At 70.3% G+C, this 16,814-nt stretch carries 17 protein-coding genes; 8 read left to right on the top strand and 9 right to left on the bottom strand.

Annotated elements, in window-relative coordinates; genetic code table 11:
* Both ABZT47_RS01595 and leuA read left to right on the top strand, forming a co-directional pair.
* Positions 1–429 (top strand): DUF4259 domain-containing protein, encoded by a 429-nt coding sequence (locus ABZT47_RS01595; protein ID WP_354834925.1) that lies wholly within the window; start codon positions 1–3, stop codon positions 427–429.
* A 424-nt stretch (positions 430–853) separates the two neighbouring features.
* Positions 854–2,566 (top strand): 2-isopropylmalate synthase, encoded by a 1,713-nt coding sequence (gene leuA / locus ABZT47_RS01590; protein WP_354834923.1) that lies wholly within the window; start codon positions 854–856, stop codon positions 2,564–2,566.
* Positions 2,567–2,759: 193 nt separating this feature from the next.
* Here the strand turns inward: leuA and ABZT47_RS01585 are convergent, their stop codons facing one another.
* Positions 2,760–3,170, bottom strand: coding sequence for a hypothetical protein (locus ABZT47_RS01585; protein ID WP_354834921.1), 411 nt, complete (start codon positions 3,168–3,170; stop codon positions 2,760–2,762).
* Positions 3,171–3,267: 97 nt separating this feature from the next.
* On the opposite strand from ABZT47_RS01585, the gene ABZT47_RS01580 reads away from it, so the two are divergent.
* Positions 3,268–4,281 (top strand): GlxA family transcriptional regulator, encoded by a 1,014-nt coding sequence (locus ABZT47_RS01580; protein ID WP_354834919.1) that lies wholly within the window; start codon positions 3,268–3,270, stop codon positions 4,279–4,281.
* Positions 4,282–4,685: 404 nt separating this feature from the next.
* Here ABZT47_RS01580 and bla read toward each other — a convergent pair whose 3' ends face one another.
* Entirely contained in the window at positions 4,686–5,660 is a 975-nt protein-coding gene (bla, locus tag ABZT47_RS01575; RefSeq protein WP_354834917.1) for a class A beta-lactamase, read from the bottom strand.
* Between the two features lie 364 nt (positions 5,661–6,024).
* Here bla and ABZT47_RS01570 point away from each other — a divergent pair, with 364 nt between their 5' ends.
* Both ABZT47_RS01570 and ABZT47_RS01565 read left to right on the top strand, forming a co-directional pair.
* The gene (locus ABZT47_RS01570; protein WP_354834915.1) at positions 6,025–6,774 is read left to right on the top strand and encodes a hemerythrin domain-containing protein; all 750 of its coding nucleotides are present in this window, start codon (positions 6,025–6,027) and stop codon (positions 6,772–6,774) included.
* A gap of 87 nt (positions 6,775–6,861) precedes the next feature.
* Positions 6,862–8,217, top strand: coding sequence for an ATP-binding protein (locus ABZT47_RS01565; protein WP_354834913.1), 1,356 nt, complete (start codon positions 6,862–6,864; stop codon positions 8,215–8,217).
* Here the strand turns inward: ABZT47_RS01565 and ABZT47_RS01560 are convergent.
* The gene (locus ABZT47_RS01560; protein ID WP_354834911.1) at positions 8,210–9,214 is read right to left on the bottom strand and encodes a sigma-70 family RNA polymerase sigma factor; all 1,005 of its coding nucleotides are present in this window, start codon (positions 9,212–9,214) and stop codon (positions 8,210–8,212) included. The genes ABZT47_RS01565 and ABZT47_RS01560 overlap by 8 nt on opposite strands.
* Positions 9,215–9,388: 174 nt before the next feature.
* Here ABZT47_RS01560 and ABZT47_RS01555 point away from each other — a divergent pair, with 174 nt between their 5' ends.
* Positions 9,389–10,012, top strand: coding sequence for a maleylpyruvate isomerase family mycothiol-dependent enzyme (locus ABZT47_RS01555; RefSeq protein WP_354834909.1), 624 nt, complete (start codon positions 9,389–9,391; stop codon positions 10,010–10,012).
* 141 nt (positions 10,013–10,153) lie between these two features.
* Here ABZT47_RS01555 and ABZT47_RS01550 read toward each other — a convergent pair whose 3' ends face one another.
* From ABZT47_RS01550 to ABZT47_RS01535, 4 genes are all read right to left on the bottom strand, one after another.
* Positions 10,154–11,197 carry a hypothetical protein gene (locus ABZT47_RS01550; protein ID WP_354834907.1) on the bottom strand — a complete coding sequence of 348 codons (1,044 nt, stop codon included), beginning with the start codon at positions 11,195–11,197 and terminating at the stop codon, positions 10,154–10,156.
* A complete protein-coding gene (locus ABZT47_RS01545; protein ID WP_354834905.1) occupies positions 11,194–12,387 on the bottom strand; it encodes a hypothetical protein in 1,194 nt (397 codons plus the stop codon). The genes ABZT47_RS01550 and ABZT47_RS01545 overlap by 4 nt, the downstream gene beginning before the upstream one ends.
* Before the next feature lie 274 nt (positions 12,388–12,661).
* Positions 12,662–13,375 (bottom strand): TetR/AcrR family transcriptional regulator, encoded by a 714-nt coding sequence (locus ABZT47_RS01540; protein WP_354834903.1) that lies wholly within the window; start codon positions 13,373–13,375, stop codon positions 12,662–12,664.
* 115 nt (positions 13,376–13,490) lie between these two features.
* On the bottom strand, positions 13,491–14,138 hold the full coding sequence (locus ABZT47_RS01535; RefSeq protein WP_354834901.1) for a TetR/AcrR family transcriptional regulator: 648 nt from the start codon (positions 14,136–14,138) through the stop codon (positions 13,491–13,493).
* 100 nt (positions 14,139–14,238) lie between these two features.
* Here ABZT47_RS01535 and ABZT47_RS01530 point away from each other — a divergent pair, with 100 nt between their 5' ends.
* Positions 14,239–14,928: a carboxymuconolactone decarboxylase family protein gene (locus ABZT47_RS01530; protein WP_354835440.1), complete on the top strand. Its 690-nt coding sequence runs from the start codon at positions 14,239–14,241 to the stop codon at positions 14,926–14,928.
* Positions 14,929–15,087: 159 nt separating this feature from the next.
* Here ABZT47_RS01530 and ABZT47_RS01525 read toward each other — a convergent pair whose 3' ends face one another.
* Positions 15,088–15,501: a VOC family protein gene (locus tag ABZT47_RS01525; RefSeq protein ID WP_354834899.1), complete on the bottom strand. Its 414-nt coding sequence runs from the start codon at positions 15,499–15,501 to the stop codon at positions 15,088–15,090.
* A 130-nt stretch (positions 15,502–15,631) separates the two neighbouring features.
* Complete coding sequence (locus tag ABZT47_RS01520; protein ID WP_354834897.1) at positions 15,632–16,213, bottom strand: TIGR03086 family metal-binding protein; 582 nt, start codon at positions 16,211–16,213, stop codon at positions 15,632–15,634.
* Positions 16,214–16,312: 99 nt separating this feature from the next.
* Here ABZT47_RS01520 and ABZT47_RS01515 point away from each other — a divergent pair, with 99 nt between their 5' ends.
* The gene (locus ABZT47_RS01515) at positions 16,313–16,750 is read left to right on the top strand and encodes a MarR family transcriptional regulator (protein ID WP_354834895.1); all 438 of its coding nucleotides are present in this window, start codon (positions 16,313–16,315) and stop codon (positions 16,748–16,750) included.
* Positions 16,751–16,814: the final 64 nt, after the last annotated feature.

Raw genomic sequence — 16,814 nt, 5'->3', positions numbered from 1 at the left:
ATGAGCGCTTCAGGCGTAGGGCCATTCGAGAACGACTCAGCGATGGATCTGCTCGATGAGCTGCGAGGACGCGATGAGGGCGAGGTGATCGACGCGCTGCGTGAGGCGTTGTCGTCCGCGACTGAAGTCGAGCCCGGGGACTATCTTGATCGGGACTTGGGCGAGCCGGCGGTAGCTGCTTCGGCTATTGCTTTGGCGAAGTTCAAGGGAAGAGACGGTGTCCTCGAATCGGTAGAACTGTTGGATGCGGTCCCCGAGATTCCGTCCTCCTTCTTCTCGCTGGTCGTTTCGGCTCTTTCCAGGGTGTTGCAAGAGGATTCCGAGGCTTATGGCCTGTGGGTCGATGAAGGCCGCGGGGACGAGTGGAAAGCTGAAGTGGAACGTCTCCTGAACGAAGCCGGCGAGGTTGCCCAAGGGGCATCAGGCTGACGCCGTCCAGGTTTTTCCGCTGCCCCATCTCGGCATGATCGGCGCAGTAAGTCAGAAGCCCCACCGGAGAATCAGGTGGGGCTTCTGGCGCGTGTGACGGCAACGCTGGGAAGGGATGTGGGCGACTTGACGAGCTCTCTCTGAGATGAGAGAGCGCTGCGATCCCCTGGGGCCCCTGATCGGGTGATCGCGTTACGGGGATGGGGCGGGGTCTGCTACCGTCGTTCGTATGCTGCGCGGGCTGCTTCTTAGCTGCCGCGGCGAGGGCCTGTAAGAGGCCGGCTCCCTCGCCGCGGAGCGAGCCATGCGCGTCGGCCGCTATGAGGGTTAACCCCGGTGGCGACCACTTTCTGAGGTTTCAGACCAGTTCAGGCGTTGTGTCCTGACGTGTGCCGCCCCGGTTCCGACACGACCAGGAGCACGCATGTATCCCCAGCAGCAGTCCAGCGCCATGCCCGTCAAGCGCTACCAGTCCTTCACGCCCGTACGCCTCACCGACCGCACCTGGCCCGACAAGGTCATCGACCGGGCCCCCCAATGGTGCGCGGTCGACCTGCGCGACGGTAATCAGGCGCTGATCGACCCGATGGACTCCCACCGCAAGCTGCAGATGTTCGACCTGCTGGTGCGCATGGGCTACAAGGAGATCGAGGTCGGGTTCCCCGCGGCCTCGCAGACCGACTTCGACTTCGTCCGGCAGATCATCGAGGAGGGCCGCGTCCCCGACGACGTGGTCATCCAGGTGCTGACCCAGGCCCGTCCCGAGCTGATCGAGCGCACCTTCGAGTCGCTGCACGGCGCCAAGCAGGCCATCGTCCACCTGTACAACTCCACTTCCACGCTGCAGCGTCGCGTCGTGTTCGGCCAGGACAAGGACGGCATCACGGCCATCGCCGTCGAGGGCGCCAAGCTGTGCAAGAAGCTCGCCGAGACCATGGGCGACACCGAGATCTACTTCCAGTACTCGCCGGAGTCCTTCACCGGCACCGAGCTGGAGTACGCCAAGGAGGTCTGCGACGCGGTCAACGACGTCTGGCAGCCCACTCCCGACCGCAAGGTCATCATCAACCTGCCGGCCACCGTCGAGATGGCCACCCCCAACGTCTACGCCGACCAGATCGAGTGGATGCACCGCAACCTGGCCCACCGCGACTCGATCGTCCTGTCCCTGCACCCGCACAACGACCGCGGCACGGCCGTCGCCGCCGCCGAGCTGGGCTACCAGGCCGGCGCCGACCGCATCGAGGGCTGTCTGTTCGGCAACGGCGAGCGCACCGGCAACGTCTGCCTGGTCACCCTGGGCCTGAACCTGTTCTCCCAGGGCATCGACCCGCAGATCGACTTCGGCGACATCGACGAGATCCGCCGCGTCGTCGAGTATTGCAACCAGCTCCCGGTCCACCCCCGCCACCCCTACGGCGGCGAGCTGGTCTACACGGCCTTCTCCGGCTCCCACCAGGACGCCATCAAGAAGGGCCTGGAGGCCCTCGAGCGCGACGCCGTCGCCGCAGGGGTTCCGGTCGACGACTTCGCCTGGGCCGTGCCCTACCTGCCGATCGACCCCAAGGACGTCGGCCGGTCCTACGAGGCGGTCATCCGGGTCAACAGCCAGTCCGGCAAGGGCGGCGTCGCCTACATCATGAAGGCCGAGCACGGCTTCGACCTGCCGCGCCGCCTGCAGATCGAGTTCTCCGGCGTCATCCAGTCCCACACCGACGACGAGGGCGGCGAGGTCACCCCGGCGCAGATGTGGGAGGTCTTCAGCGACGAGTTCCTGCCCAACGCCACCAAGCCGTGGGGGCGCTACGGGCTGCTCGCCCACCGCAACGTCTCCCAGGTCGACGAGAAGGACGCCATCAGCGCCGACATCCGCGTCGGCGACGAGATCCGCGAGGTGGAGGGCGTCGGCAACGGCCCCATCTCCGCCTTCGTCGACGCCCTCGGCCGCATCGGGGTCGAGGTCCGCGTCCTGGACTACACCGAGCACGCGATGAGCGCGGGCTCCGACGCCCGGGCCGCCGCCTACGTCGAGTGCCAGATGGGCGACCGCGTCCTGTGGGGCGTCGGCGTCGACGGCAACACCGTCACCGCCTCCCTCAAGGCCATCCTCAGCGCCGTCAACCGCGCCCTGCGCTGACGCTGACGCTGACGCGCCGCGGGCCCGTCCGGCGGTCGATCCGCCGGACGGGACCCCCGTCCGACAGTGCCCGCCGGACGGGGCCCCGCACCCCCGCCTGCGCGTCCACCCCGCACGCCCCGCCGCCCCGCCTGCGCGTACGCTCCGCTGACCAACACCGTGTCGGCTCCGCCTGCCGCGTCCGCCGGGAGTCTCAGGTGTGCGCGGAGCGGTGCAGGAGCATCACGCCGAGCATCAACGGGAGCATGGCCAGGTGCGCGAGCACCATGAGGGCGCCGCCGTCGATCACGCCCAGCCAGAGCAGCGGGAACAGCGGGACGGCCGGGGCGAACATCGCCGCGCACATCTCCAGCGTGTGCCGCCAGGAGTGGCGGCGCACCCGCATCCACACGGCCATGCCGACGGACATGTCGAAGGCCATCAGCAGGTAGCCGACGTCGGGGTGCCGAGTGTGGGAGACGTCCAGACCCGCCGCTGACCGCAGGAACCCCAGGACGGCCATTCCGGCGGCCATCGCGATGATCATCTCGACGTAGTGAAGGGTGAACCGGAGCCATCCGCCGCGCGCGTCCGCGGAGGTCGATGTCGTCGTTGTCTGCGTCATGGTCCGACTATGTGAGCCGGGCGCGCGGCGCCCAAGGAACGCCGGCAGTGAGGTCCGGAATCTTGGGCATCCGGTCCTTCCGGCCTACAGTCGGGGGATGGACGCGCGAGACTTCGTGATCGTCGGCTACGACGCCGCCGAGTTGCTCGACATCGCCTGCGTCGTGGCGGCCCTCGAATGCGCCAACTGGTACGGCGCGGCCCCCTACTACAAGGTCCGCCTGGCCACCCCGGGCGCGCGGCCCATCGACTGCGGCCCGACCGTGACGCTGCAGCCAGGCGAGATACTCGAACGGATCACCGGCCCGATCGACACGCTGCTCGTGTCCGGCGGGAGCGGCAGCCAGGACGCCGCGGGCAACCGGCTGATCCTCGGGCACGTCCGGCGGCTCGCGGCGGAGAGCCGGCGGGTGGCGTCGGTGTGCACCGGAACGTGGATCCTGGCCGCCGCCGGGCTCCTGGACGGCCGCCGGACCACGACCCACTGGCGCTGGGCGGCCGAGCTGGCCGCCGCCCATCCGGAGGTCCGCGTGGACGCCGATCCCATCTTCATCCGGGACGGCAACGTCTACACCTCCGCCGGCGTGACCAGCGCCCTGGACCTGACGCTCGCCCTCATCGAGGAGGACAACGGCCCCGAGTTGGCGCGCGTCGTGGCCCGGCAGCTCGTCACCTACCTGCAACGCCCGGGCAACCAGGCGCAGATGAGCGTGTTCACCGCCCCGCCGCCCCCCTCCGACGGCCTGGTCAGAAAGGTGGTCGACCACATCACCGCCCACCTTTCCGCCGACCTGGCCGTCGCGACGCTCGCCGCCCACGCGGGCGTGAGCGAGCGTCATCTGACCCGGCTGTTCCTGCGGCACCTGGGGCAGCCGCCGGGCAGGTTCGTGCGGCAGGCCCGCGTCGAGGCCGCTGCCCACCTGCTGACCTCCACCACCCTGCCCATGGCCGCCGTGGCCGGTCGCTGTGGCCTGGGCACCGCTGAGTCCCTCCGCCAAGCATTCCTCGACCGCTACGGCGTCTCCCCCTCCCACTACCGCCGCACCCAGTCCCGCGCAGCACCACGGCAACCCGCCCGCCCACCCACCACCCGAACAAGCCCAAGGCCCTGATCCGGGTCCCACTCTTCCCCGCGCACAGGGGTTGGTGGCCGTGGGGTCCCTCTCTTTCCGTGCGCGGGGGTTGGTGGGCTTGGGCCCCTCTCTTTCCGCGCACGGGGGTTGGTGGCCGTGGGGTTGCTCTCTTTCCGTGCGCGGGGGTTGGTGGCCCTGGGCCCCTTCCCTTTCGCGCACAGGGTTCGTAGCCCTGGGAACCCCTTTCCTTCCGCACGCACAGCGACGTAGCTCGGGCGCCTCTCTCCTTCCGCACACAGGGGCTGTTCATCGGCGCCGCGGCGGCGGGACGGTGGACGGCGAATCCGGCGCCCCTTTACGGTGAGGGACCCGGCGCCGTCTCACCGGTGGGAACCCGGCGCCGTGTTACGGCGGGGGACCCGGTGATCGGTTCCGTTATCCGGTCAGGGGAGCTTGCCGAGGGTGCGGGCGAGGATGGTGGCGGTGTCGGCGACGACCTTGCTGTTGTAGGTCGCCTGGGCGGCCCTGGCGTTGGTGTAGATCGCCATGACGAGCGGCGCGGCCGACGGCGAGGTGCGGATCACGGCGATGTCGTTGGCGCCCCCGTAGGTGCCGGTGCTGCCCGTCTTGTCGCCGATGATCCAATTCTTGGGGAGGCCGGCGCGGATGCGCTCCCCGCCGGTCGTGTTCGCCAGCAGCCAGGCGTTCAGCCGCGCCTCGTCCCGGTCGTCGAGCGCGGAGCCCACCGCCACCCTGCGCAGGTCGCGGGCGATGGACACCGGCGTGGTCGTGTCCCGCCGCTCCTTGGGGCTCCACAGGTTCAGCTCGGTCTCCCAGCGGTCCAGCCGGGAGACCGGGTCCTTCAACGTGCGGAAGTACCGCGTCAGGCCCTTCGGCCCGCCGATCTGCTTGAGGATCATGTTGCCCGCGGTGTTGTCGCTGTAGATGATCGCCGCCCGGCACAGTTCGGAGACGGTCATCCCGTCGTCCACGTGCTTCTCGGTCTCCGGCGAGTTGTCCTTCAGCTCCTCCTTCGTCCAGTGGACGACCCGGTTCATCAGGCCCGGGTCTGACGTGCGCGCCTTCTTCAGCACGGCGGCGCAGGCCATCGCCTTGAAGGTGGACAGCAGCGGGAAGCGCTCGCCGGACCGGTAGCCGAACGCCTTCCCGGTCGCGGTGTCGACCACGTACGCGCCGATGCGCACGTCGGACGCCTTCTCCAGCTCGCGTAGCTTCCGTCGCGCCTCGGCCGGGGACACTTTGCCGGCCGCGTCCGCGCGGGCCGACGGCGTCAGCACCGCCGTCGCCCCGGCGGCCGTGCCGGTCCCGTACCCGCTGACGCCTGCCATGACCGAGACCGCCAGAACACCTGCGCCCGCCGTCGTCCCGACGAACCGGCGCACCCCGAACTTTCGCATTCTCATCCTCACTCGCAGATCGGATCGGAACCGCGAGCAAAGCAGACCTGTTCCGCTGTCGTCCAATATCGAGATCGTTGCCGAATCCATCCGCCGATGGATATCGGACCAGCTCAGGACGCCTGCCGCCCGATCATGCGCGCCGCGCCGCTCACCCGGCGCAAGCCGTATCCGGTCATGGGCGCGAGGCCACATGGCGCGAGACGGGAGGAGTAGGAGGCAATGCCGCGGATCAAGCATTTACCCACGTGTCGGCGTGGGGCTCGGCGGGACCGGGGACTTTCCGATCACACGCAGGTGCGTGCGGTGAAACCTGAGAAACGGGCAAAACGGAGATATTGTGGAAGATCATCACTCGCCGGCGGTGAGCCGTCGTGACCTGCTGGGCCTGTCCACCGTCGCCCTGGCCGGCGCGGTGCCCCTCGCCGTCTTTCCCGGAGCCGACATCCCGGCGCTCGCGGCGGCGTCTCCGTCGCAGGCCCACGGGCACAAGCCGGGGGTGACGCCTCCGGAGGACCTCATGCGTGAGCACGGGGTGCTGAAGAGGGTCCTGCTGGTGTACCGGGAGGGGATCCGGCGGATCCAGCGCGGCGAGCAGGTGCCCGCCCAGCAGTTGCACGCCGCGGCCCGGATCATCCGCGACTTCATCGAGCGCTACCACGAGTACCTGGAAGAGAAGTACGTCTTCCCGCATCTCCGCGAAGCCGGCAGACTCCGCCACACGGTCGCCGTTCTGTGTCAGCAGCACAGGCGCGGACGCGAGGTGACCGCCCGCATCCTGGCCGCCACCCACCATTCCAGGCTCTCGGCCCACCAGCGCCATGCCTTGGTCTCCGACATGGCCGCCTTCATCCGCATGTACGAGCCTCACGAGGCCCGGGAGGACACTGTGGTCTTCCCCGTCTTCCGCAAGGTGACGCCCGCCAGGGAGTTCGCCCGCCTGGGTGAGGTCTTCGAGGCCGAGGAGCACCGCCGGTTCGGGCAGCGCGGCTTCACCGCCGTGGTCCACCGGGTCACCGACATTGAAAAGGCCCTGCGCATCCACGACCTCTCGCAGTTCACCCCCCGGAAGTCACACCCCCACCCCCAACACGGCCGATCCTCGGCCCGCTGACCGCGGGCATCCTGTCCCGCACCGTCATCGCCCGGCGACCATCGTTCCCGCACCAGAGCGACCGACGTGTCAGCGAAGGTGCGACGGATGCGTCAGGAAAACTGCGACGATCGTGTCACGGTGGCGCCGTCCAACATGTCAGAAGGCCGTCCTCTGTGGAATGCTGAGCTGGTGGTCAACACCTCGCAGACGCCTCTGGGTGAAGTGCTTCCCCGGCGTGCGGCGGCGGCCGTGGAGGCGGCGCTGGCGGACACGCGCGTCGTTCTCATCAACGGCGCGCGCCAAAGCGGCAAGAGCACCTTGATCAGGCTCGTGGCGAAAGACCGGGCCGCGGAGTGGCGCAACCTGGACACGCCCGTGGTGAGACAGGCCGCCATCGCCGACCCTGCCGGCTTCGTCGCCTTCCCGGAGCTGATGGTCATCGACGAGATCCAGCGCGTGCCCGATCTGATGCTCGCGATCAAGGAGCAGGTGGACACCGACCCCAGGCCGGGTCGGTTCCTGCTGACCGGATCGGCGCGCGTACTCGGACTACGGGGTCTTCCGGACGTGCTTCCGGGGCGGATGGAGACCATCGAGCTGTGGCCGTTCTCCCAGGGCGAGATCGACGGCACCGCCGACGGTCTCGTGGACGCCCTCTTCACGGCGGGCCCGGATCTGCGGCACACGTCGTCTCTCAGCCGGAGCGACTACGCGGAACGCATCGTCCGTGGGGGTTTCCCGGAGGCGGTCGCACGGCCCAATCCGCGACGCCGAGAGCGGTTTCTCGACGCCTATGTCGCCGATCTCGTGGCGCGTGACGTGAGCCAGTTGTCGGAGATCGGACGGACGTCGCAGATGCGGGCCCTGGTGCGGGTGCTGGCGGCGCGGTCCGGTCAGCTCCTCGTCGCCAACTCGCTCAGCGGTAATGTCGGACTGTCCGCGAGCACCGTCCATCGCTATATCGCGCTGCTGGAAGAGGTCTTCCTGACCAAACGCATTCCGGCATGGTCGCGCAACCTGAGCAGCCGTGCGACCAGCATTCCCAAACTCGCGTTCGTCGACTCCGGGATCGCCGCGAACCTGCTGGGCGCCGACGCCAGGAGCCTCATCCGGCCGGAAGGCGCGTTCGGCCCGCTGTTGGAAGGGTTCGTCCTCATGGAACTGGCGCGCCAGCTGAGCTGGTCACAGGAACGCGCCGAGTTGTTCCACTATCGAACCAAGGAGAAGGTCGAAGTCGATGCCGTTCTGGAGAACCGGCAAGGCCGGGTGGTCGCCATCGAGGTGAAGGCCTCCTCGACCGTGCGCCCGGACGACTTCCGGGGGCTGCGGCACCTGGCCGACCGCGTCGGTGAGGACTTCGTCGTCGGGGTCGTCCTGTACACCGGCACTCAGACGCTGCCCTTCGGCGAGCGCATGCGCGCCATGCCGGTGAGCGCACTGTGGGAAGCGGCCATCACCTGATGGCGAGCGGGCTCCCCGCGGGCGCCGGCACGGCCGTGACGGGGTCGCCGAAGAGGCGGGTCAGGCGGGCGGCGTCCAGGTAGGTGGTGATGCCGCTGACCAGGCCCTGGGACACGTCGAGCAGGACCAGGGCGAAGGGGACGTGCGCACCGTCGGTACCAGGCCTGGTCTGCCAGAAGGCCGGCGAGCCGTTCGCCGCGACCGGGATGAGGCGCGCCCCCGCGCAGGACGCGTCCGGGTCCAGCAACGCCCGCCTGATCTGGTCGTGGCCGCGAAGCCACCAGGTGAAGGGAGGCATCGACATCGTCGCGTCCTCGTGTAGCAGGGCGACGAGCGCGGTGATGTCATGGCGCTCGAACGCCGTGCAATAGCGGGTGAGCAGCTCACGCTGAGCGGGGTCGGACGGGCGGAGGGGCTCGCCGGACACGACGTCGATCGCCTTCAGCGTCGACCGCGCCCGCTGCAACGCGCTGGTCACCGACGCGGCGGTGGTATCCAGCAGGGTCGCGACCTCCTCGGTCTTCCATCGCAACACCTCGCGCAGGATCAGCACCACTCTCTGCCGGGGCGGCAGGTGCTGCAGCGCGGCGACGAAGGCCAGGCGGATCGTCTCACGCTGCACGGCCAGCTCCTGCGGATCGCCGTCCGCCGGCAGCACCGACGCGTCCGGAACGGGCTGGACGAAGAGCCGCTCCGGCGCCGGCGCACCGATGTCCGGCCCGGGTGTCCCCACCGGGCTGAGATCCATCGCCAGCGCCCGGCGTTGCGGGCTGCGCAGCATGTCCAGGCAGACGTTGGTGGCGATGCTGTAGAGCCAGGTGCGCAGCGAGGCCCGCTGCTCGTCATAGCGGCCGAACGACCGCCAGGCACGCAGCAGCGTCTCCTGCACGGCGTCCTCGGCCTCGAAACCGGAGCCGAGCAGCCGGTAGCAGTAGCCGGTCAGTTCGGCCCGGAACGGCTCAAGACGGGAGTCTGCGCCGGTCAGCGTCTCCACCATCCCCCGACCCTATGCGCCGTCACCGACACATCGCGCGAGACGTCCACATGCGCCGTCACCGACACATCGCGCGGGCCGTACCGATGACTTTCCGGCGCCGCTCTCGTACCCCCACTGGAACCGACCACGAACGCATGCGCCGGACAGTGCGCACTGCATGGATAGGAGATCGTGATGACCGAAGACAGCGTTCGGGACGCGGTGGCGGCGGAACGGCGCGAACAGGCCGACCTGCTCGCCGCTCTGCGACCGGAACAGTGGGACGCGCCCACGTTGTGCGACGGCTGGAGGGTACGCGAGGTCGTCGCCCACACGACGATGCCCTTCCGCGCCTCGCTCGGCAGGACGATGGTGGAGTTGCTCAAGGCGCGCGGGAACTTCAACCGCATGGCCGACCGCTGCGCGCGCCGCGACGCCGCCGAGCTGCCACCGGAGGCGCTGCTCGCCTCGTTGCGGGACAACGTCGCCCACCCGTGGACGCCCCCCGGCGGCGGCGCCGCCGGAGCGCTCGCGCACGACGTCATCCACGGCCTGGACATCACCGTGGGCCTCGGCCTCGACCGCCGGGTCCCGCCGGAACGAGTCGCCATGGTGCTGGCCGGGATGCGGCCGAAGAACATCGCGTTCTTCGGAACCGACCTCACAGGCGTCAGCCTGCGGGCGACCGACCTCGCCTGGAGCCACGGCACAGGAGAACCGGTCCGGGGCCTGGCCCAGGACCTCCTCCTCGCCATCTGCGGCCGCCGCCTGCCCCCCGGCCGCCTCACAGGCGAGCCGGCGAAACGCTTCTCCCGATAACTCGAGGCGAACCACTTTCACGGCCCTTACACCAGGAAGATGCAGTGACCCCAGGCCTGCGTAAATGTCGAGGACACCGGCCAGATGCGGTGCCTGGGGGTCAGCCGCGCTCTTGCCCGTGAGGGTGTCCGCCGGTCTCGGTCAGCAGTGGGCGGGGACGCCGGGGGCGGCGCGGCCGAACTCGACGCGGAGGGCGGCGTCGTCGGCGATCGCGATCACCTTGCGGTCGGCCGGGGTCCAGCCGTCGGGGAGCAGGAAGTACTTGCCGCCGGACCTCTGGAGCAGGCGCAGGCCCGTGTAGCAGAACCCGTAGGCCGAGTTCTCGCCGTCGAACGCCGTGACCTTGACGCCGGGCGCGTGGATCTGCAGGTCCTTGGGGCTGTAGATGGTGACTGAGATGCGGTTGCCGAGGTTGCCCGCCACCCGGTCCGCCAGCCCGCGCCCGACCACGCCGGCGTACGCCGACACCTCCCAGAACAGGGCGACGACGACCATCACGCCGACCAGCGCGGTATGCAGCGCCGAGCTCGGCGCCGCGGCGCGCGGACGGCCGTCCTCACGGGCCAGCAGGGCGCGCAGGCGGGCGGCGTACGTCGTGAGCAGGACGCCGAGCGCGACGCCCAAGGGGAACACCAGGTCGTGCAGCTGCGGGACCGCCCACTCGACCAGCAGGGCGGCGAGCGGCACCACCAGCCAGCCGGACGACAGCAGACGGGCCCAGACCCGCAGCCGTGGCCGCCGCTCCTGCACGGCCGCCATCGTCACGGTGCGATGGTGCAGGTGGATGCCCGCCAGTAGCACCGCCGCCCCCACCCCCAGCGGCAGGTACAGCGAGGAGATGCTCCGCATCATGTACTCCTGGACGGACATGTCCAGCGAGGTGGTGTCGATGCCGAGTTCCTGCGCCTGGACCTCGCTGCGCGCCCAGCCGAAGTAGAACAGCAGCGCGGTGGCGACGGTGACCGGCGGCAGGAACTCCGCCGTGGTCTTGAGCACCTGGCCGACGCGTCCCTCCTCGGCCAGAGCGGTGGAGGGGGCGGCGGCGGGGGTCTCCGGCGCGGTGGCAGGTGTGTCCAGCGGCGCCGGGGCAGGGGAGGCCCCGGCGGGTGGCCGGCTCGGGCGGACGATCGGGCGGGCGGGCGCGAGCGGGATCCTGCGGTTCGCGGAACGGCGCGATCTCCTCACGGTCCGGCGACCGTGTCCGAGGCGGTTTCGTCCGAGGCGGGCGGGTCCGAGGCCGTCTGGTCCGTCGTCTCGTCCGGAGGTGGCGGGTCGGAGCCGGTGTCGTCCATCGGGGATGCCTCGGAGGTGGCCTCCGCCGACGGGGACGGGTCCGCGCCGGTGTCGTCGGTGGAGGGCGAGTCCGACGCCTCGGGCGATGGCCCGGCCGGCGTGGGGTTGGGGAAGGTCTTGCAGCTTTGGGCGTTGTCGTTGACGACGCAGACCTTCAGCTGCGATGCCTGGGCGGCGGCCCGCAGGTCGACCGTCAGGTACCCGTCCCAGGCGCGTCCGTCGGGCCCGGACAGGTACCCCGCGCTGAGCGGTTCGCCGTTCACCGTGACCCTGGAGTCCTTGACCCACAGACCGGTGCCGTGGATCAGCAGCGTGTGCGCCTCCGGGTCCTCCGCGTCCGAGTCGGCCTCGATGGACGTGACGCCGAAGGGACACGCTTGGCCGCTGCCGCGTACCACCGGGGGAGCGGTCGAGGGCTCGGCGTCGTGGGCGGCCAGCGCCGCGGAGATGAACCGCCGCACGGCCTGGACCAGACACGGGGGAGCGCTGTCACTGGGCTCCGCACCGAGGTGGTCCTGGTACTTGCGCCGCGCCGCCTCCCAGTGCTCGGCGGCGTTGCCGGTCAGCGCGGTGCACACCTCGGCCGCGCTCTCGAACAGGCTGAAGAAACTCGGCTGGCTCTCTTCGTCGCCGAGGAGGGACGTGCAGTCATGTCGATACAGCGAGCCGTACTTCTTGACCGGGTTCAGCGGGCTCTGAGGATCGGCCGGGCCGAAGGGCACCCACTTCAGCGGCTGCCGTCCGCCACCCCCGTTGCCGGATCCGGACGTCGACCTCGAGCCGGAACCGGATCCCGAACCCGAGCCTGACCCGGAACCGGACCCCGAGCCGTTGCCCAGCCCACCGCCTGAGCCGTCGTTCTTGGTGGCCGGCCCATTCCCGGGGCTGGAACGTTCCTGCGAGCCGCCGGCGCGGCCGTGCCCCTCGGAGGTCGTCAGGTCGTCGGGAAAGGACAGATCTTCGGCCGGGGAGGAACAGGCCGGCGCGACCGCCAGGACGAGCGTGGCGACGGCGAGGGCGACGCGCGCCCGGCCTGGACGCCGTGAGGCCGCCTTGCGTGGTACCGGTAATCGGATGTGCACAGGAGACCTCCCGGAAACCGTCGGACGCGCGGTACGGCACCCGACCCCCCAGGTGGCGTGCCGGTCGTGGGCCGCTCACCCGTACATCGTTCCAAAGGCCGGGAACCTTACAAGGTCACGATGGCTCTCGCGTCCGGTCAGGTGACGACGGTGATCGCATCCGGTGTGTCTCGGCCGACCGGCGAGTGGGTGTCATCCATCGCGCGGCCGTCCGCATCCGCTCGCCTCTACTACGTGCTTCCGTGGCCCGCGTGGTTCCGGCTCCCGGCGGGGGTCAGTTCGGTGTCGGGGCCAGGCCCATGATGTGGGCCTGGGTGAGGGCGGTGTGGTCGAAGGCGGCGGCGCGGTCGCCTTCGATGACGTTTCTGTACATGCCGTACAGCTCGAAGCTGACGAAGCCGTAGATGGAGGTCCAGGCGGCGAGCGCGTGCGCGATGACGTCGTCGGACAGATCGACGAACAGAGCCTCGCGAAGCCCCTGCGCGTCGGGGACGAAGGACGCGGGGGCGGGCGGCAGGCCCGGCAACGGGGACAGCTCGCCCGCCTCATGGGCGTCGCGCAGGATGCGCGCCATGACGATGCCGTCGCGCGCGGCGGCCACGGCGGTGTCCTCCGGGGCCACGTAGCCGGGCACGGGGGAGCCGTGGATGAGCGCGTACTCGTGCGGGTGGGCCAGAGCCCAGGTGCGCACGGCCCGGCAGGAGGCCATCCATCGATCGAGGTGGCGGTCGCGGGGGCAGGCGGCCTCGGCCTCCTCGACGGCCGCGCCGACCGCGTCGAACGCCTCGATGATGAGCGCGGTGAGCAGGTCGTCGCGGCTCGGGAAGTAGCGGTAGATGGCCGAGGACACCATGCCCAGCTCTCGGGCGACGGCGCGCAGCGACAGCCCCGCTGCCCCCTGCTCGGCGAGCTGGCGCCGCGCGACCTGCTTGATCTCGCCGATCAGCTCGGCTCTGACCCGCTCACGGGCGGTGCGGCTGGCGTTCACCCCGTCGACTGTACCAGAGCACCGGCATGCTCAGAGAGCACCGCTCTGAACCGGAGCGGTCTTATGCGCCGACGGCGAGGTCGTCGGATGCCCGCTGTCGTCCGGCCGGAGACGGTCAGGGTCGCGAGACCGGGACGCCGACGAGTTTGGTGAGGAAGCGGTCGACCTGGTCTTCGAGCGGAGGCCAGGGCAGGTCGGGCTGGTTGACCCGCATCGACACGCTGCCGTGGACGGCGGCGCGCAGGTCCAGCGAGACCGCCTCGGCGTCGCCGGAGGGGGCCAGCCCGGCGTCCATGCAGCGCTGCACCGCGGCGGTGGTGCGCTCGGCGAGCTCCTGCTTGAACGCCATGGCGTTGCGCCGGTTCAGCGTGCTCTCGTGCATCACCTTGTACAGCCCAGGGTGCTCGCGGGCCCACCTCCCGAGGAACAGGGTGCGCCCGCGTAGCCGGGCCACGGGGTCGGGGGAGGCGGCCTCGGCCTGGTCGATGCCGCGCACGAGGTCGTGGTGGCACCGTTCCAGAGCTGCGAGCACGAGGGCGTCCCGGTCGGCGAAGTGGATGTAGACCGACGTCGCCGCGATGCCGATGTGCCGGGCGACGGCCCGCAGGGACAGCGCCTGGTCGTCGGCGAGCTCGTCGAGCAGGACGAGGGCGGCGGTGATGATCTCTTCGCGCAACCGTTCCCCCTGGCCACGGGGGTTGCGCCCCCGGGCGCCGCCGTTGCCGCGAGGGGTGCCGTCCTTGGGCGGAGAGCTCACGTCCATGAGCGGCCATTGTATGCGGGTGAGCGTTGCACTACAGTCGTAGCGCTACAGCTGTTAACTTACGACCCGTCAAACTCATCGATGGAGGAAGACCGTGGACATGACGTCCGAGATCCTGGTGAAGGCGCTGGACGCGCCCTTCGCGGAGATGAGCGCCGCCACCGACCGGCGTATGTATGAGGAGATCGCCGAGCTGTCGATGCGGGAGAAGGCCCTGCTCAGTGTCGTCGCCGACGTCTGCCAGCAGACTCTCGGGCTCCCGTTCGAGCTTCACGTCGCGGCGGCGGCGCGGCACGGCGTGAGCGCCGACGACCTGCGCGAGTTGCTGCGCTTCATTTCCTACGACAGCGGCTACCCGGCCGCCCTCGCCGCGTTGGCCCGGCTCGTCGAGATCGAGCGCGAACAGGGCCTCCCGGAGCCGGCCGGAGAAGGCCACGAGCTCGACATCGAGGGCGAAGGCAGCCCGATCCCCGCGCCCGTCCGGCGGGCGGTGCGCAACCTCGACGCCCCGTTCGCCGACTACATGGACCTGCAGTCGCGCATGCGCGCCGGGATGCGGCGGCTCAGCGTGCGCGAGCGCGCGTTCGCCACGATGACCGTGGACGTGCTGTTCCAGACCCTGGAGGAGAGCTTCCGCGTCCATGTGACTCGTGCCCTCGCCTCCGGAGCGACGCCCGAGGATGTGCGCGCCGTCGTGCGGTTCTCCGCCCAGTTCGGCATGACCAAGACCTGGCGCGCCCTCCGCGTCCTCAACGCCCTGTTCACCGAGACGGGCGCCGTCTTCGCCTGACCGCCTGACCGCCTGACCGCCTGACGTCTCACCCGTGTCGTGTGGGCTGCGGACCGGACGGTGCCGCCGGGCGCACGGCCTCGGATGGCGCCGGCGAGGGCCGCGGTCTCGCCGGCGCGGTCCTCCCCGGCGTCGGCCGAGGCTCGCGGTGTGGATGGATCAGGCTTGAGGTGCGACGATGTCGACCATCCAGGAGATGCCGAACCGGTCCACGCACGCGCCGAACTCGTCGCCCCACACCTGCTTCTCGAGGGGGACGGTCACCGTGCCGCCGTCGCTGAGCGCCTTCCAGTAGGCGCGCAGGTCCTCGGCGTCGTCCCCGCTGAGGCTGATCGCGATGTTGTCCCCCGGGTTGTGCGGCATCCCGGGCGGGGTGTCGGAGGCCATGAGCGTGAATCCGCTGTCGGTCCTCAGCAAGGCGTGCATGATCTGGTCGGGGTCGCCGCCGTGCTGCGCGGCCAGCTCGCCGAAGGTGTTCAGCGTCAGGGCGCCGCCGAAGACGCTCTTGTAGAACTCCATGGCCTCCCGCGCCTGGCCGGTGAAGCTGATGTAGGGGTTGAGAACTGAGGTCACAGTACGCTCCTGGATCGTAACGGAGGAGGGATCTTCCCAGGTCGGATAGATGCCGAGATCCGACCGTACCCTCCGTCGGCGACATTTCCGGCTCGATCCCCAGGGCCCTTCAGGAAGCCCCTCGGGGGGCTCAGCTTGGGATGCGGCCGAGCAGGGCGAGGATCTGGTGGAAGCGGGACGCGTCCGCCGGCGCGGGCAGGGCGGGGGCGAACGCGGCGCCGGGGGCCAGGCGCTCCTCCCCGTTGGGGACGGCCAGGGCGTAGGGCCAGGCGGCCTCCACCAGGTCCGGCTCGGGGGTGAACGGCCTGCCGAGCGTGCGGGCGACGTCCCAGGCGTGCACCACGTAGTCGATGAAGTGGAACGACATGGCCATCTCGGCGCGGAAACGCGCGTCCGGCCCGAATTCGGGCAGCGAGAACGTGCGGCCCGGCACGTCCTCGCCGGCGAAGGCGGCGATCACCCGCTCGGCCGCCTCGGCGTAGCGGGGGACGGCGTCATCGCCGGCCGGGTGGACCTTCCAGGCGGTCAGGTCGTCGCCGTTCCCCTCGGCCGCGGCGGCGAAGCCGTGGTGCTGGGCGGTCATGTGGGCGAGCAGGTCGGACAGCGCCCAGCCGGTGCACGGGGTCGGGCGGCGCAGGTCGGCGGGGGTCACCGCGGCCACCACGTCGACGCTCGCGCGCACCGCGCGCCGATCGAGCTCACGTATGTCCATGACGGCTCTCCTTCGAGTGATTCGTAAGCATTAGTAGATAATATGCAAGTGCTTATGATCTACGTAGGCATATTATCTGTCAACCCGTATAGTGCTGGCGTGCCCGACCGCCCCGACCTGGCTGCGATGATGAGCCCACTGACCCGGGCGCTGATCGACGCCGAGCTGCCCGTCCTGCGCGAGCACGGCCTGTCCATGTGGGAGTACTCCGTCCTGCTGGCCCTCGGCGAGCGGCCGCTGCGCACCCAGGCCGCGCTCGCCGAGTCCATCGGCGCCGACAAGACGCGCATCATCGGAGTGCTGGACCGCCTCCAGCGAGCAGGACTCATCGAGCGCACTCCCGACCCCGGCGACCGGCGCGCCCGCCTGCTGTCGGTGACCGCTGAGGGCCGCCGCGTACGCGACGCCGCGCAGGCCGCCATCCGGCGTAACGAGGAACGCCTCCTGGCCCGGCTTCCCGAACGGGACCGCGACGCCTTTCTCCGTGGACTACGCACCCTCGCGGCGCTTCCGCGCGACGAGATCATCGGTACCTAGTACACCGGCGACGCTTTGGGTTCGGTTCCGCGAACCGGCGCCCCGAGCGGTCGTGGGCGCGCGG

The organism is Sphaerisporangium sp. NPDC005289, from assembly GCF_040607455.1.
Taxonomy (GTDB): Bacteria; Actinomycetota; Actinomycetes; order Streptosporangiales; family Streptosporangiaceae; genus Sphaerisporangium; species Sphaerisporangium rhizosphaerae.
Note: the sequence above shows the minus strand (reverse complement) of the source record. Positions and strands in the feature narration are given on the sequence as shown.

Coding starts and splice junctions, on each gene's coding strand:
- ABZT47_RS01595 (WP_354834925.1), top strand. CDS start 1: ATGAGCGCTTCAGGCGTAGGGCCATTCGAGAACGACTCAGCGATGGAT.
- leuA (WP_354834923.1), top strand. CDS start 854: ATGTATCCCCAGCAGCAGTCCAGCGCCATGCCCGTCAAGCGCTACCAG.
- ABZT47_RS01585 (WP_354834921.1), bottom strand. CDS start 3,170: ATGACGCAGACAACGACGACATCGACCTCCGCGGACGCGCGCGGCGGA.
- ABZT47_RS01580 (WP_354834919.1), top strand. CDS start 3,268: ATGGACGCGCGAGACTTCGTGATCGTCGGCTACGACGCCGCCGAGTTG.
- bla (WP_354834917.1), bottom strand. CDS start 5,660: ATGCGAAAGTTCGGGGTGCGCCGGTTCGTCGGGACGACGGCGGGCGCA.
- ABZT47_RS01565 (WP_354834913.1), top strand. CDS start 6,862: ATGCGTCAGGAAAACTGCGACGATCGTGTCACGGTGGCGCCGTCCAAC.
- ABZT47_RS01560 (WP_354834911.1), bottom strand. CDS start 9,214: ATGGTGGAGACGCTGACCGGCGCAGACTCCCGTCTTGAGCCGTTCCGG.
- ABZT47_RS01555 (WP_354834909.1), top strand. CDS start 9,389: ATGACCGAAGACAGCGTTCGGGACGCGGTGGCGGCGGAACGGCGCGAA.
- ABZT47_RS01535 (WP_354834901.1), bottom strand. CDS start 14,138: ATGGACGTGAGCTCTCCGCCCAAGGACGGCACCCCTCGCGGCAACGGC.
- ABZT47_RS01530 (WP_354835440.1), top strand. CDS start 14,239: ATGACGTCCGAGATCCTGGTGAAGGCGCTGGACGCGCCCTTCGCGGAG.
- ABZT47_RS01520 (WP_354834897.1), bottom strand. CDS start 16,213: ATGGACATACGTGAGCTCGATCGGCGCGCGGTGCGCGCGAGCGTCGAC.